The organism is Rhodanobacter sp. IGA1.0 (assembly GCF_040208325.1).
GTDB classification, from domain to species: Bacteria; Pseudomonadota; Gammaproteobacteria; order Xanthomonadales; family Rhodanobacteraceae; genus Rhodanobacter; species Rhodanobacter spathiphylli.
Genome location: NZ_CP157948.1, coordinates 3,766,892 through 3,781,132, shown reverse-complemented (window position 1 = coordinate 3,781,132; position 14,241 = coordinate 3,766,892). Strand labels below are relative to the sequence as shown.

The 14,241-nt window shown below is 67.6% G+C and carries 18 protein-coding genes; 6 read left to right on the top strand and 12 right to left on the bottom strand.

All coding sequences use genetic code 11. The features are described 5' to 3' along the window. Window positions 1-3: 3 nt before the first annotated feature. The 6 genes from hslU to ABNK63_RS16915 form a co-directional block, all read right to left on the bottom strand. Entirely contained in the window at window positions 4-1,347 is a 1,344-nt protein-coding gene (gene hslU, locus ABNK63_RS16940; protein WP_350016296.1) for an ATP-dependent protease ATPase subunit HslU, read from the bottom strand. Between the two features lie 95 nt (window positions 1,348-1,442). Continuing rightward, window positions 1,443-1,979 carry an ATP-dependent protease subunit HslV gene (gene hslV, locus ABNK63_RS16935; protein ID WP_007809848.1) on the bottom strand — a complete coding sequence of 179 codons (537 nt, stop codon included), beginning with the start codon at window positions 1,977-1,979 and terminating at the stop codon, window positions 1,443-1,445. Between the two features lie 195 nt (window positions 1,980-2,174). After that, window positions 2,175-3,062 (bottom strand): tyrosine recombinase XerC, encoded by an 888-nt coding sequence (gene xerC / locus ABNK63_RS16930; RefSeq protein WP_350016295.1) that lies wholly within the window; start codon window positions 3,060-3,062, stop codon window positions 2,175-2,177. Window positions 3,063-3,069: 7 nt separating this feature from the next. Continuing rightward, window positions 3,070-3,756, bottom strand: a complete 687-nt coding sequence (locus ABNK63_RS16925; RefSeq protein ID WP_007809862.1) for a DUF484 family protein — start codon at window positions 3,754-3,756, stop codon at window positions 3,070-3,072. Window positions 3,757-3,838: 82 nt separating this feature from the next. Next, window positions 3,839-4,699: a diaminopimelate epimerase gene (dapF, locus tag ABNK63_RS16920; RefSeq protein ID WP_007809863.1), complete on the bottom strand. Its 861-nt coding sequence runs from the start codon at window positions 4,697-4,699 to the stop codon at window positions 3,839-3,841. Between the two features lie 13 nt (window positions 4,700-4,712). Further along, window positions 4,713-4,868: a lipoprotein gene (locus tag ABNK63_RS16915; protein ID WP_157582344.1), complete on the bottom strand. Its 156-nt coding sequence runs from the start codon at window positions 4,866-4,868 to the stop codon at window positions 4,713-4,715. A gap of 112 nt (window positions 4,869-4,980) precedes the next feature. Here ABNK63_RS16915 and ABNK63_RS16910 point away from each other — a divergent pair, with 112 nt between their 5' ends. Beyond that, window positions 4,981-5,670 (top strand): hypothetical protein, encoded by a 690-nt coding sequence (locus ABNK63_RS16910; protein WP_007809866.1) that lies wholly within the window; start codon window positions 4,981-4,983, stop codon window positions 5,668-5,670. 12 nt (window positions 5,671-5,682) lie between these two features. On the opposite strand, the gene ABNK63_RS16905 is transcribed toward ABNK63_RS16910, so the two are convergent. Next, a complete protein-coding gene (locus tag ABNK63_RS16905) occupies window positions 5,683-6,150 on the bottom strand; it encodes an N-acetyltransferase (protein WP_350016294.1) in 468 nt (155 codons plus the stop codon). A gap of 245 nt (window positions 6,151-6,395) precedes the next feature. Here ABNK63_RS16905 and ABNK63_RS16900 point away from each other — a divergent pair, with 245 nt between their 5' ends. After that, window positions 6,396-7,883 carry a RimK family alpha-L-glutamate ligase gene (locus tag ABNK63_RS16900; RefSeq protein ID WP_007809870.1) on the top strand — a complete coding sequence of 496 codons (1,488 nt, stop codon included), beginning with the start codon at window positions 6,396-6,398 and terminating at the stop codon, window positions 7,881-7,883. Window positions 7,884-8,141: 258 nt separating this feature from the next. Here the strand turns inward: ABNK63_RS16900 and ABNK63_RS16895 are convergent, their stop codons facing one another. The 3 genes from ABNK63_RS16895 to ABNK63_RS16885 all read right to left on the bottom strand — a co-directional run bounded on the left by ABNK63_RS16895 (window position 8,142) and on the right by ABNK63_RS16885 (window position 9,443). Continuing rightward, the gene (locus ABNK63_RS16895) at window positions 8,142-8,540 is read right to left on the bottom strand and encodes a hypothetical protein (RefSeq protein ID WP_350016293.1); all 399 of its coding nucleotides are present in this window, start codon (window positions 8,538-8,540) and stop codon (window positions 8,142-8,144) included. Window positions 8,541-8,630: 90 nt separating this feature from the next. Then, entirely contained in the window at window positions 8,631-8,930 is a 300-nt protein-coding gene (locus tag ABNK63_RS16890) for a LysM domain-containing protein (protein WP_162098654.1), read from the bottom strand. A gap of 261 nt (window positions 8,931-9,191) precedes the next feature. Next, entirely contained in the window at window positions 9,192-9,443 is a 252-nt protein-coding gene (locus ABNK63_RS16885) for a hypothetical protein (protein WP_007809875.1), read from the bottom strand. Between the two features lie 120 nt (window positions 9,444-9,563). Between ABNK63_RS16885 and aroE the strand changes: the two genes are divergently transcribed. The 3 genes from aroE to ABNK63_RS16870 all read left to right on the top strand — a co-directional run bounded on the left by aroE (window position 9,564) and on the right by ABNK63_RS16870 (window position 11,310). Further along, window positions 9,564-10,394 carry a shikimate dehydrogenase gene (gene aroE, locus ABNK63_RS16880; protein ID WP_350016292.1) on the top strand — a complete coding sequence of 277 codons (831 nt, stop codon included), beginning with the start codon at window positions 9,564-9,566 and terminating at the stop codon, window positions 10,392-10,394. Further along, the gene (locus tag ABNK63_RS16875; protein WP_350016291.1) at window positions 10,391-10,657 is read left to right on the top strand and encodes a YkgJ family cysteine cluster protein; all 267 of its coding nucleotides are present in this window, start codon (window positions 10,391-10,393) and stop codon (window positions 10,655-10,657) included. Before aroE ends, ABNK63_RS16875 begins: the two co-directional genes overlap by 4 nt. Before the next feature lie 110 nt (window positions 10,658-10,767). Further along, complete coding sequence (locus tag ABNK63_RS16870; protein ID WP_350016290.1) at window positions 10,768-11,310, top strand: energy transducer TonB; 543 nt, start codon at window positions 10,768-10,770, stop codon at window positions 11,308-11,310. Between the two features lie 13 nt (window positions 11,311-11,323). Here ABNK63_RS16870 and ABNK63_RS16865 read toward each other — a convergent pair whose 3' ends face one another. Then, entirely contained in the window at window positions 11,324-11,473 is a 150-nt protein-coding gene (locus ABNK63_RS16865; protein WP_350016289.1) for a hypothetical protein, read from the bottom strand. Further along, the gene (locus tag ABNK63_RS16860; protein WP_350016288.1) at window positions 11,470-12,006 is read right to left on the bottom strand and encodes a gamma carbonic anhydrase family protein; all 537 of its coding nucleotides are present in this window, start codon (window positions 12,004-12,006) and stop codon (window positions 11,470-11,472) included. Before ABNK63_RS16860 ends, ABNK63_RS16865 begins: the two co-directional genes overlap by 4 nt. A gap of 94 nt (window positions 12,007-12,100) precedes the next feature. On the opposite strand from ABNK63_RS16860, the gene ABNK63_RS16855 reads away from it, so the two are divergent. After that, a complete protein-coding gene (locus ABNK63_RS16855; protein WP_350016287.1) occupies window positions 12,101-14,143 on the top strand; it encodes a M3 family metallopeptidase in 2,043 nt (680 codons plus the stop codon). Window positions 14,144-14,241 lie beyond the last annotated feature (98 nt).

Here is a 14,241-nt window from a genome sequence, read left to right as displayed (position 1 = left end):
AAGCTAGAGGATGTAGCGGCTGAGGTCTTCGTCCTGGACCAGGCTGCCGAGGTTTTTGTCTACATGTTCGGCGTCAATCAGGTACTTTTCGCCGGATTTGTCCGCTGCCTCGAAGGAAATCTTCTCCAGCAGGCGTTCCATCACGGTGTGCAGCCGGCGCGCACCGATGTTCTCGGTGCGCTCGTTCACCTGGAAGGCCACCTCGGCCAGCCGGTCGATGCCGGCATCGGAGAACTCGATGCCCACCCCCTCGGTGCCCAGCAGGGCCACGTACTGCTTGGTCAGCGCGTTGTGCGGTTCGCGCAGGATGCGCTTGAAGTCGTCCACGGAAAGCGCGGACAGCTCGACCCGGATCGGCAACCGGCCCTGCAACTCGGGGATCAGGTCGGACGGCTTGGCCAGCGAGAACGCGCCGGAGGCGATGAACAGCATGTGGTCGGTCTTGATCGGGCCGTACTTGGTCGACACGGTGGAGCCTTCCACCAGCGGCAGCAGGTCGCGCTGCACGCCCTCGCGGCTGACCCCGGCGTGGCCGTGGTCGCTGCGCTGCGCCACCTTGTCGATCTCGTCGATGAAGACGATGCCGTTCTGCTCGGCGTTTTCCATCGCCTGGGCGCGGATCTCCTCGTCGTTGAGCAGCTTGCCGGCTTCCTCGTCGATCAGCAGCGGCCGGGCCAGCTTGATCGCCAGCTTGCGGCTCTGCGTCTTGGCGCCGCCGATGTTCTGGAACATCTGGCGCAGCTGCGCGCCCATCTCCTCCATGCCCGGCGGCGACATGATTTCCACGCCCACGTTCATGGCGAAATCCAGCTCGATTTCGCGCTCGTCCAGCGTGCCTTCGCGCAACTGCTTGCGCAGCTTCTGGCGGGTGTCGCTTTCGATGGCGGGCTCGGGCGTGGCGTCGTGGCTCCAGTCGCTCGGCTGGGACTGCCGGCGCGGCAGCAACGCGTCGAGGATGCGATCCTCGGCGCGGTCTTCGGCTTGCGAGCGCACGCGCTTGACCGCCTGCTCGCGGGTCAGCTTGTAGGCGCCGTCGGCCAGGTCACGGATGATCGACTCGACATCCTTGCCCACGTAACCCACTTCGGTGAACTTGGTTGCCTCCACTTTCACAAACGGAGCGTTGGCCAGCGTGGCCAGGCGTCGCGCGATCTCGGTCTTGCCCACGCCGGTGGGGCCGATCATCAGGATGTTCTTGGGGGTGATCTCGTTGCGCATCTCGGCCGGCAACTGCATGCGCCGCCAGCGGCTGCGCAGCGCCACCGCCACGGCGCGCTTGGCGTCATGCTGGCCAATGATGTAGCGGTCGAGTTCATTGACGATTTCGCGGGGAGTGAGTTCGGACATGGGCTTTACTCAAAGGAACGGGGAACAGGGAACGGGGAACAGGGGACAGCGGTCGGCGGTTTGCCGTTCCTCGTTCCCTGTTCCCCGTTCCCGCCTCAAAGCTCTTCGATACTGACGTTGTGGTTGGTATAGATGCAGATGTCGCCGGCGATCTTCAGCGCCTTCTCGACGATGGTGCGGGCATCCAGTTCGGTGTTTTCCAGCAGGGCCATCGCCGCGGACTGGGCGAATGGGCCACCCGAGCCGATCGCGATCAGGCCGTGTTCGGGTTCGACCACGTCGCCGTTGCCGGAGATCAGCAGCGAGGTTTCCCTGTCGGCCACCGCGAGCATCGCCTCGAGCTTGCCGAAGCGGCGGTCGGTGCGCCATTCCTTGGCCATCTCCACCGCGGCGCGGGTGAGGTTGTTGTTGTGCTTTTCCAGTTTCTGTTCGAACAGCTCGAACAGGGTGAACGCATCGGCCGTCGCGCCGGCGAAACCGGCCACCACCTCGCCGGCTTTGCCGAGCCGGCGCACCTTGCGCGCGTTGCCCTTCATCACCGTGTTGCCAAGGGTGACCTGGCCATCGCTGCCGATCACGACGCGGCCGTCGCGGCGCACGCAGACGATGGTGGTGGCGTGAAACGATTCCATGGGTGCTCCGCAAGAGGATGTCTGAGCGGATGAGATGGGGCCATGGCCGGGATGCTTCAATGTCGGTGGTCAAGCTCCTCCCCCTGCACAGCAGGGGGAGGTTGGCGACCGGAGGGAGTCCTTCAGGTGAGGGGGTGGCTTTTGACTTTCAGATCAAAAGCACCCCTCCCCTGCATGCAGGGGAGGGAGCACAGCTTACGGTTTGCGTTTGGCTCGCGGATGCGCGGCGTCGTAGACCCTGGCCAGATGCTGGAAATCCAGATGGGTGTAGATCTGGGTGGTGGCGATGTCGGCGTGGCCGAGCAGTTCCTGCACGGCGCGCAGGTCGCCGGAGGATTCCAGCATGTGGCTGGCGAAGGTGTGACGCAGCAGGTGCGGATGGATGTGTTTCGGGATGCCTTGCTGCAGCGCCAGCTTGTTCATGCGCAGCTGGATCGTGCGGGGGTTGATCGGCGCGCCGCCGCGGCCGCGGAACACCGGGCCGTCGGCCGGCATGCCCTGCTCCGCACCGAGCGCGCGCAGCGCCGCCACGGCGTGACGGCCGACCGGCACGATGCGGGTCTTGCCGCCCTTGCCCAGCACGCGCACCTCGCCATCGTCGAGGTTGAGGTCGAGCCAGCGCAGGCCGACCAGTTCGGACAGGCGCAGGCCGCTGGAATAGAACAGTTCCAGCATCGCGCGGTCGCGCACGGCGAGCTGGCCGCCGCTGTCGGTTTCGACCAGGGCGGTGGCCTCGTCGACGTCGAGCACCTGGGGCAGCTTGCGGCGCACCTTGGGGCCGCGCACGCCGAGCAGCGGATCGTTCGCCAGCTGGCCTTCGCGGGTGAGCTGGCGAAACAGGCTGCGGCAGGACGACAGCAGGCGTTGCAGGCTCTTCGGTGCCAGCCCGTCGCGATGCTCGCCGGCGATGAAGGTGCGCATCCGGTTCGCGTCCAGCGCATCGAACGACGCCATCCGTTGCTCTTGCATGAAGCGCAGCAGCTTGGCCAGGTCGCGCCGGTAGCCGGCGATCGTGTGCGGCGACGCGTGGCGTTCTTCGGCGAGGCGGCCGAGCCAGCGTTCGACCTGTTGTTCGGGCGTCATCGCCGGCTCAGGAGATGTCCCGTGAGCGCGCCAGCGCCGCGGTGATGGTGGCCGAGATCATCTTCAGGAACAGCGTGCCCATGCCCGGCTGGAAGCGGTCCGGGTCGGCGCTGCCGATGGCCAGGATGCCGCAGTCGCCGAGCCGCATCATCGCCACCGAATGGATCTGCGGGGCATCGACGCCGAACAGGCGCACGAGTTTTTCGCTCGCCAGCCGTCCGGACACGGGTTCGTTCTTGTGCAGGAACTCGCTGAATTCCGGCAGTGCGCTGGCGCCTTCGGGAATCTGCTGCATCCAGTCGGTGCGCGGCAGCTGCGGCTCGTCGCCGAACAGCAGCAGGCGTACCTGCTCGGTGTGGAAATCCGCGGACAGCCTGGCGATGACCGTGCGCACGGTGACCTCCATGGTGTTCGCCCGCAGCAGGGCCACGGTCAGCGCATGGACACGCTCCATCAGCTTTTCGTTCTCGGCGGCGATGGCGACCAGCTCGGCCAGCTGGCGTTCCAGTTCCGCGTTCTTGTCGCGCAGGCTCTGCAGCTGATAGACCGCCAGCGAGGCCACCGCGCCCTCGGGGCGCGGCATGGTCAGCTTGGCCGCCAGCTCGGGATACTCGCTGAGAAACTCCGGATGGCGCTTCAGGTAAGCGGCGACCACCCGGGCCTGGGTGGCATCGTCGAGCAGGGTTGCGGTCATGCGCGGAGTTCCTCGAACCGTTCCGGGGCACGCGCAGGATGCGTGCCGCCTGGCGCGAGTGTGCGATGGACCGGGGCGCGCTTCAACCGCCCCGGTCGCCGTCGACCGCGGGAACCGGCCATTCGCCCTCGAACACGAAGGCGGCCGGACCGGTCATCCACAGCGGATGGCCGGGGCCGGCCCAATCGATCCGCAACTTGCCGCCGGGCAGTTCGACGCTCACCGAGTCGCCCACCTCGCCGCGCTGGTGCAGCACCGCCATCGCGGCACAGGCGCCGGTGCCGCAGGCGCGCGTCCAGCCGGCGCCGCGTTCGTGCACGCGCAGACGCAACTGCGTGCGGTCCAGCTGCAGGACGAAGCCGGCGTTGGCGCCTTCGGCAAACCGCGGATGGCTGGTCAGCAGCGGACCGAGCTGCTCCAGCGCCGGGTCGGCCAGATCGGCCACGCTCACCACCGCGTGGGGATTGCCCATCGAGACGGCGCCGAACTCGACGCTTCGATCACCCGCGAGGATCTCGTAGCGATCCACCCTCGCCTCGGCCGACAGCGGAATGCGCGCGGGTTCGAACATGGGTTCGCCCATGTCCACGGTCACCTCGTGGGCGTCCAGCAGGCGTACCGTCACGGGCCCCGAAGGACTTTCGATCATCACCTGCTCGCCCAGCGCCAGCGCGCCGGCGCGATGCAGCCACGCCGCCACGCAACGCACGCCGTTGCCGCACTGGCCCGACGGCGAACCATCGGCATTCCAGATGCCGTAGTAGAACGCGCAGGACGGATCGCGCGCGGGCTCGACGCTCAGCAACTGGTCGAAACCGACGCCGACATGGCGATCGCCCAGCGCACGGATCTGTTCCGGGTTCAGCGGAAAAGGATGCTGCCGGCAATCCAGCACGACGAAGTCGTTGCCGATGCCGTGCATCTTGGAGAAGCGCAGCTGCATCGGGTCGTGCCGCTCAGCGTGGCTGGCTGGCCGGTGCAACCGTCGCCGGCGCCGTCGCGGTGGAAGCGGTGGCGGGATGGCTGGGCAGCACCAGCGGGCCCTTGTTGCCACAGCCGGCAAGCAGGACGAGGGCGAGGCAGCAGGCCAGCAGCGAAAGGGTACGGGACATGGCGGGATTTCCTGTGGATTCGCGCAGTATAGCGAGGCCGGGCACCCCGCTCAGCGGGCGCCGGTTATCATGCCGACGCAGGTCGCCGGCCGCGGCGACGAGGATTAAGACGATGGACTGGGCCACCCTGCTGCGCTTGCCGACGACCCTGCTGCTGGTGCTGGCTGCCGTGCTTGCACTGGCCACCCTGGTGCAACTGGTGGCCGTGCGTCAGCGCCTGCAAGGCGGTCGTCGACTGGCGGCCAGCTGGCGTGCGCTGCTCTGCCTGACCTGCCTCGCCCTGACCCTGCTGCTGGCCGGCGCCGGCTATGCCTTGCGCGGCTACCGCCTGTTGGGCGAAGAGGCGCCGGTGGTGGAGATCGACGCGCGGATACTGTCGCCGCAGCGCTGGGACGTCACCCTCAACTGGCCGGATGGAAGTACGCGCCAGGTGCAACTGGCGGGAGACCAGTGGCGCATCGAGGCCGTGGTGCTGAAATGGAAACTGCCGGCGCTGCTGGCCGGTGTGCCGCCGCTGTACCGGATCGACCGCCTGTCCGGCCGCTATGACGATGCGGCGCAGGAAATGAACGCGCCGCGCACGGTGATCGACTTCAGCGAGAACGGCCGCTTCGACCTGCTCGACCTCAAGAAGCAGTATCCGCGCTGGCTGCCCGAGGTGGACACGGTCTACGGCAGTGGCGCGTTCCTGCCGCTGGTCGACCAGGGCCACTACACGGTGAGCCTGATGCGCACCGGCGCGCTGGTGGCGCGGCCGGACGAGGCGACCGAGCGGCGCATCGGGCAGCCGCTGGGTGGCTGAACGGACCGGCGCTCAGTCCAGCGACTTTTCATAACGCCACGCGTCCGCGCCGTCCTGGTAGTAGCGCTCGTAGCGGCCGATGCGCTGGAACCCCGCGCGCACGTACAAGCCGATCGCAGCGGCGTTGTCGGTGCGTACTTCCAGTCGCAGCGCGCGGCAGCCGCGATGCCGACAGGCATTCACCACCGCTTCGAGCAAGGCTGCACCGACACCCTGGCCACGTGCCTCGGGCCGGGTCGCCAGCGAATAGAGCCGACCCACGCCACTGCGCTTGCGGAAAAACAGCACGGCGCTGCCCAGCAACGGCCGAGGGTGGCCGGTGGCGACCAGGATCATCGCGGTATCGCTGTCCAGGTGGCGGCGATACTGCGCGCGGCTGAGTCGGTCGCTGCTGAAGCTGCGCTGTTCCAGGGCGACCAGCTCGTCCAGGTCGGACGAGGCAGCTCGGCGCACGCGCGCGCCGGCGGGAACGGGCGGCACATCGGCGGATTCCGCCACGACGCGGCGCGCGGAGTCGGGTGAGGCTAGGGGCGTTTGAGTCGGCACGCGCGGACTCTAGCAGCCGGCGGGCCGGAAGGTGCGCATCGCAGTGCCTTCGTGCCGTTTAGTCACGCTTCAGCGCCTGCCCTTGTGCAGCGTGGTTGCTGTGCCAAACTGCGCGACTTGCACGTACCGCCCTGCCCACGCAGGCCTGTCCGCCGTCGCCGCATCGCCTGAGTGGTGTCATGACCCGTCTGGTCATCGTTGTCGAAAAAGCCTCCGACTGGGGCTCGTACTATCCGTCCGTCGATGTCATGAGCGCGATGGACTACCTGCGCAAGCCGGTCGGCGGCGACGACGAGCGCACCCACGTGATCAACCTGTGCCGCAGTTACAAATATCTGGGCACCGGCTACTACGTGTCGCTGCTGGCCGAGGCGCGCGGGCACAAGGTGATGCCGTCGGTGCGCACGGTGAACGACCTGCGCCGGCGCTCGCTGTACGGCCTGGACATCGACGACCTAAACCAGAAGCTCACCCACTTCCTGCCTGCCGGCGGGCGCGACACCACCGATTTCGGCATCCTGGTCTACTTCGGCGAGACCGCCTACCCGGCGCTGCAGGACCTGGCCCGGCAGGTGTTCGAAATGTTCCCCTGCCCGTTGCTGCGCATCGAGTTCGAGCGCGACCGCGTGTGGCAGGTCAGCTCGATCAAGCCGGTCGGCCTGCACACGCTGGACGACGCCCAGGAAGACGCCTTCGCCGAGGAGCTCGATCGCTTCTCGCGCAAGTTGTGGCGCAAGCCGCGTGCGCGCCGGCAGTTCCGCTACGACCTCGCGATGCTGGTCGATCCGAAGGAAAAGATGCCGCCGTCGAACAAGAAGGCGTTGAAGGCCTTCATCGACGCGGGCAAGGAACTCGGCATCGAGGTCGACCCGATCGGCAAGAACGACTACCAGCGGCTGGCCGAATATGACGGTCTGTTCATCCGCGAGACCACCGCCTCGGACAACCACACCTACCGCTTCGCCCATCGCGCGGAGAAGGAAGGCATGGTGGTGATCGACGACCCCAGCTCGATCCTGCGCTGTACCAACAAGATCTACCTCAACGACCTGATGGTCTCGCGCAAGCTCGCTGTCCCTCGTACGGAAATTCTCTACCGCGACGACAGCAAGGGCATGAAGGAAGTCGTCGCCAAGCTGGGCTTCCCGCTGGTGCTGAAGATCCCGGACGGTTCGTTCTCGCGGGGCGTGGTCAAGGTCGAGGACGAGGCGGCGCTGGCCGCCGCGGCCAGCGGCCTGTTCCAGCACAGCGCGCTGCTGCTGGCGCAGGAATACGTCTACACCGAATTCGACTGGCGCATCGGCGTGCTCAACCGCGAGCCGCTGTACGCCTGCAAGTACTACATGTCGCGCGGCCACTGGCAGATCTACAACCACGGCGCCAAGGGCACCGCGAAGTCCGGCGGCTTCGAGACGATTGCGGTGAAGGACGCGCCGGCCGAGGTGGTCAAGCTGGCGCTGAAGGCGACCCAGCCGATCGGCGATGGCCTCTACGGCGTCGACCTGAAGCAGGTCGGCAGCAAGCCTGTGGTGATCGAGGTCAACGACAATCCGTCGATCGATGCCGGCGTCGAGGACGCCCATCTCGGCGACGAGTTGTACTCGCGCATCATGCAGGAGTTCCTGCGCCGGATGGAGCGCAAGCGCCAGGGCGGCAGCGCGCGCTGAGAGGTTGTGAGTTTTCAACCTCTCAGGTCGGCCATGGATGACCGAGCATGAAGCAGTCATGCAAGTGACTGTTTCATGTGAGCGAGTCCGGGCGTGTACCGGACTCGCGATAGAAGGAAACCACAGGAAGTGGCTTTCTTCACAGGCGCTGAGCGCAGGACGATCGTCTCGTGCAGAGGGCGGGTCGGGGCCGATGGCGCCTCGACGGTTCCCGCGATGTCCCGTGCGCAACGGGCGGGTTCAGGCAGACGCCCTTCGTCAGCGGGGCGACGCTGACGCGATTTCCTTCCTGGTGAGATTGCAACGCAGCGTGTCGTCGCTGCCGTCGTCGTAATCCTGGCGCGAACGGTAGCCCGTGGCATTCCAGTATTCCGGATGTTCGGCATCCCGCTCCAGCGAAATCACCGCGAAGGCGCAGGCGGAACCCGGCTTCAACAGGAAGACCCTGCGCGTCGCGCCGCCAACGGCGGGCTGGTCGAGCACTTCGTAGGCTGTTCTTGCACAGCTCGCAAACGGGGTGTGCCACGCGATGATCCTGGCCTGCACCAACAGGACGCCCCGACATTGCCGGCCGCTTCCCTCGAACTGGCCAGTCAGCATGGCATCGCCCGCGTTGGCGCAACCGACCAGCAGGATCAGGCCCGCCAGCACGGCCATCCTGCGTCGGATCACGGCCGGCATGGCGGCACGTTGCCCTGCTGGATGACCGACAGGGCGAAATCCAGCTTTTTCGCGCAGGCCGCGTCGTCATACATGGCGACGTTTGCCGTGGTGGCAGCCCGCCATCCCGCGACCGTCTGGCGGGGCCTTTTGATATTTCAGAACCTGGCCTGGGTGCAGCCCACGCACCCCGGGGTTCCATGCCTGCATGACCGCAACCGTGCTTCCGTGCGCATGCGCCAGCTTGTCGAAGCTGTCGCCAGCCTTCACGGTCAGCTGGTGGATCGTGTTGTCCTTGTCGAGCACGTCCTTCACCTCGAACCCTGCGAGTTTGAGCAGCAGATAACCCACGCCTGCGCGAATGTTGTAAAGCGGCGTCGTGCGCACGGCCTTCCTGGTCAGCGGCTGCTTCCAGGCCGGAAGAATCAGGCGTGACGCCGGCGCTCCCGACAGCAACTGATCCGGCCCTGGATCATTGCACCCGGGCGCCGAGCCGGTGCCGGATACCGGCCACGTCGGGCCGTCCTGCGACGTTGAACGCCAACGTCGAGGGTGGCGCTGGAGCTGCTGCGGGAATACTGAAAAGTCGTAGGCAGATATCGACTCGCCGGCTGCCCTGCAAGGAACCGGCCGGACAATCCGCCGGGGTCACATGGCGCGGCGGATCGCGCGTCGCTGCGGTCGGCACAACGCCAGCACCTGCCGCGGCAGCGTCGGCTCCAGCACCAGCACCACGATCATTGGCGCGCCGCACAGCCAGAACGCCGGCGTCCAGCCGAGCAGCTCCGTATGAGCTGGCACCAGCATGCTCAGAAGCAACAGGGTTCCGCCCAGCAACCAGAGCACGGCGGCGCCGAGCAGGCGCAGGTGGCGCGGCGAGGGCAGGACGGGCATGCGCATGGGAGCTCTCCTCGGACAGGTTGTCCGCAAGTTGCCGGACCGCCATCTCATCACCTGCGACTTCGCTTCCCCAAAAATCCGGCTTGTAGAATAGTGGCCAGACATCCTGCGGGGAATCGCATGCCCATCGCCCAGTTCGCCGTATTCGGCCATCCGATCAGCCATTCGCTGTCACCGCGCATCCACCAGGCGTTCGCGCAACAGTTCGGCATCGAACTGGAATACCGCGCGGTCGACGCGGCCCCGGCCGATTTCGCCGAGGCCGTGCGGCGGTTCTTTGCCAGCGGCGGTCGCGGCGCCAACGTCACCCTGCCGCACAAGGCCGCCGCCTTCGCGCTGGCCGACCAGCGCAGCGCGGCCGCCACCCGCGCCGGCAGCGCGAACGTGCTGACCCGGCTGCCTGACGGCGAGCTGGCGGCACACAACACCGATGGTGCAGGCATGGTGCGCGACATCACCGAGCGCCACGACCTGGACCTGCGCGGCCATACCGCGCTGCTGCTGGGCGCGGGCGGCGCCGCGCATGGCGTGGCGTGGAACCTGCTGGACGCCGGCGTGGAAACGCTGACCATCGTCAACCGTTCGCCCGAAGCGGCCGATGTGCTGGCCGACGCGATCGGCGACCCGGCGCGTGCGCACACGCGCTACTGGGACGACCTGGCCCATATCGGCAGCTACGACCTGATCGTCAACGCGACCTCGGCCGGCGTGCTGGGCGTGGCGCTGCAACTGCCGTTTTCGCTGATCGGCGCGCGTGCGCTGTGCTACGACCTGTCCTACGGCCCCGCCGCCGGCAGCTTCCTGGCCTGGGCCAAGGCGGCGAGTGCGCGCTATGCCGTCGACGGCCTCGGCATGCTGGTGGAAACCGCGGCCGACGCGTTCGAGTTGTGGCATGGCCGGCGCCCCGAGACCGAACCGGTCTATCAGTCCCTGCGTCAGCAAGCCGCGTGAGTTCGGCGATTTGCCGGATCGGTTGCGGCGCCTGCTGCATCGCGCCGTCGATCTCCTCGCCGATTCCCGGCATGCCGAACGGCAAGCCGGCCGGCGTGCGCTGCGTGCAACTCACCGACGACAACCGCTGCGCGATCTTCGGCCGGCCCGAGCGCCCGGCGGTGTGCGGCAGCCTGCGCGCCGAGCCGGCGATGTGCGGTACGGATCGCGCCCATGCGCTGGCGTGGCTGGCGCGACTGGAAGCGGCCACGGCGACGACGTGAGCGCCACGCCACACGACTGCAACAAATCGCCGCCAAGATGCCGCCACCCGCCGGGAGCGCGTCGATGACGGAGGCTCCAGTGCGCGGCCATCGCTTGTGCAGCAGGTGTCATGTCCCGCTTCCCTTCCGCCGTGTCGCATCGATACGCGCTTGCTCTCGTCTCCTTGCTGGTGCTGGTCGCGGCTGTCGGGATTTTCCGGCATGGCCAAGCGGCGGCGAATGCCGCGATCGAGGACGCCGCGTTGTCGACTGGCGGGGTGAGCGAGGCATCGACCGACGATGCGCAGAGCGGCACCGGCATCCTGCTCGGGCTGGCCCGCGACGCGATGCGGGACGGTCGACTGGTAGCGCCGGCCGGCAGCAACGCGTTCGAGTTCTACCTCAGCGTGCTGCAGCTGGAGCCGGCAAACCTGACCGCCCACGAGGCCCTGCGCGAATCGTTCGTGCGCGCCTCGGAAGAGATCGAACGCACCATCAACCGGAAAGACCTCGAAGAGGCGCGGCGCGAGATCGACCTGCTGCGCGAGTTCGACAGCGACAACTTCACGCTGGCCCTGCTTGGCGGCAAGCTTTCCGCCGCGCGCAACCTCATGACGAAGCAGCACGAGGCGGAGGCGGAGCGCATCCGCCAGGCAAGGGCTGCGGGAAGCTGAGCCGGCATGGCCGTCAACGCAGCGACGGTTCCGCCCTTCGCAACAGCAGGACGCCCGGCTCCGGCTGCATGAACGCGCAGTGGCCGGTGAGGTCGAGGCAGATCACCTTCTTGCGGCGCAGCCGGTTGCAGCTGCGCGGAAACAGCGCGCGCGGTGCGGTCATTCGCCCCCGGCCAGGTAGCGATCCTTCAGCCGCACGTAATGGTCGGCCGAGTAATGCAGCTGCTCGATCTGGCGGTCGCTGAGCAGGCGCACGAACCGCGCCGGGTTGCCCAGCCACAGCTCGCGCTCGCCGATCACCTTGCCCGGCGCCACCAGGCTGCCGGCGCCGACGAAGCCGTATTTGTGGACGATCGCGCCGTCCATCACGGTGGCATGCATGCCGATCATGCAGTAGTCGCCAATGGTGCAGGCATGCACCACGGCGGCGTGGCCGATGGTGACGCCCTCGCCGATCAGGCAGGGAAAGCCCGGACCGTACGGACCGGCGTGGGCCACGTGCACCACGCTGCCGTCCTGGATGCTGGTCCTTGCGCCGACGCGGATGTGGTGGACGTCGCCGCGCAGCACCGTGCCGGGCCAGATCGAGACATCGTCGCCGAGCACCACGTCACCGATCACGCTGGCGGCCGGATCGACGTAGACGCGTTGACCGAGGGTGGGCGTGACGCCCTGGAAGCTGCGCAAGGAGTTCATCCGGGCATTCTAGCGGCGGGGCCGCGTCGTCACGTCGCCGCGCTTGATTTCGCCCCGTCCGGTTGCCACGCTGGCGCATCGCAAAGGAGCGTTCATGAGTCACGACAACCCCCTGCTGGCTGACGATACGCTGCCGGCGTTCTCGCAGATCCGCCCCGGACACGTGCTGCCGGCCGTCGAGTCCATCCTGGCCGACTATCGCGCCGGTATCGATGCCTTGCTGGCGCCCGCCTCGCCGCGCGACTTCGCCACCGTGATGCTGACCCAGGAGCGGCTGGAGCAGCGGCTGGCGCGCGCATGGGCGCCGGTGTCACATCTGCATTCCGTCGCCGACAGCGAGGCGCTGCGCGAGGTCTACGCGCCGGCCGAGGAGAAGCTCACCGACCACGCGATCGAACTGGGCCAGAACCGCGAGCTGTACGCCGCGGTGCAGGCGCTGGCCGATGCGGCGGACTTTCCGTCGCTGCCACGGCCGGAGCGTGCGCTGGTCGAGCACGCCTTGCGGGATTTCCGCCTGTCCGGCGTGGCGCTCGAAGAGCCGGCACGCTCGCGCTTCCGCGAGATCGGCGTCGAGCTCAGCAGGCTTTCGACCGAATTTTCCAACGCCGTGCTCGATGCCAGCGAGGCGTGGCACGAACACGTCACCGACGAGCGCGATCTCGCCGGCATCCCCGATTCCGGTCGCGCGGTGCTGCGCCAGTACGCCGAAGACCAGCAGCTGGATGGCTACCTGGTCACCCTGAAGCAGCCCAGCGTGCAGGCGGTGCTGACCTACGCCGACAACCGCGGCCTGCGCGAACGGGTCTACTGGGCGTACCAGACGCGCGCTTCGGACCAGGGCCCGAACGCGGGCAAGTTCGACAACAGCGCACGCATCGAGCAGATCATGGCGCTGCGCCACGAGGCGGCCGGGCTGCTGGGCTTCGCCAACGCCGCCGAGGAGTCGCTGGCGACCAAGATGGCCGGCTCGCCGACCGAGGTGCTGGAATTCCTGCACGACCTGGCCGCCCGCGCCAAGCCGGTGGCGCAACAGGAACTGGCCGCCCTGCGCGCCTTTGCCCGCGAGGAATTGCAGCTCGACAACCTCGAACCGTGGGACGTCGGCCATGCGTCGGAGAAGCTCCGCCAGCGCGAGTACGCGCTGGACGAGGAGCAGCTGAAGCCGTACTTCCCCTTGCCGGCCGTGATCGATGGACTGTTCGGCCTCACCGAAAAGCTTTACGGCATCACCCTCGCCGTGCGCGATGGCGTCGACGTATGGCATCCGGACGTGCGCTATTACGACGTGCGTGATGCCGATGGCCAGGTGTTCGCCGGCGCCTATGTCGACCTGTACGCGCGCAATGGCAAGCGCGGCGGCGCGTGGATGGATGTGTGCCGCGCCCGTTTCGACGACGGCGACCGGAAGCAGCTGCCGGTGGCCTTCCTCACCTGCAATTTCGCGCCGCCGACCGAGGGCAAGCCGGCCCTGCTCACTCATGACGACGTGCTGACCCTGTTCCACGAATTCGGCCACGGCCTGCACCACCTGCTGACCGGGATCGCGCTGCCCTCGATCGGCGGCATCGATGGCGTCGAATGGGACGCGGTGGAGCTGCCCAGCCAGTTCATGGAAAACTTCGGCTGGAACCGCGAGGCGCTGGACCTGTTCGCGCGGCATTACGAGACCGGCGAACGCCTGCCGGATGCGTTGTTCGAGCGCATGCTGGCCGCGCGCCACTTCCATGCGGGACTGTTCCTGGTGCGCCAGCTGGAATTCGCCCTGTTCGATTTCCTGCTGCACCTGGAGTACGAGCCGACACAAGGCGCACGCACGCTGGCGGTGCTGGAGCAGGTTCGCAAGCAGGTGGCCGTGCTGCATCCGCCGGCCTGGCAGCGCTTTCCGCACGGCTTCAGCCACATCTTCGCCGGTGGCTACGCCGCCGGTTACTACAGCTATCTGTGGGCCGAACTGCTCAGCGCCGATGCGTTCGGCGAGTTCGAGGAACATGGCGTCATCGATCGCGCCACCGGCGAGCGCTTCCGCGCCGAGTTCCTGTCGGTGGGTGCCAGCCGGCCGGCACTGGAAAGCTTCATCGCCTTCCGTGGCCGCAAGCCGGAACCCGAGGCGCTGCTGCGCAGCCACGGGCTGCTCTGACCGACGCAACGCCGCGGCCATCGCCGCGGCGTTGTCCGGGAAAGTCCAGACGCCGGGCAAGAAAAAACCCGCCGAAGCGGGTTTCTTCAAGACCGCTC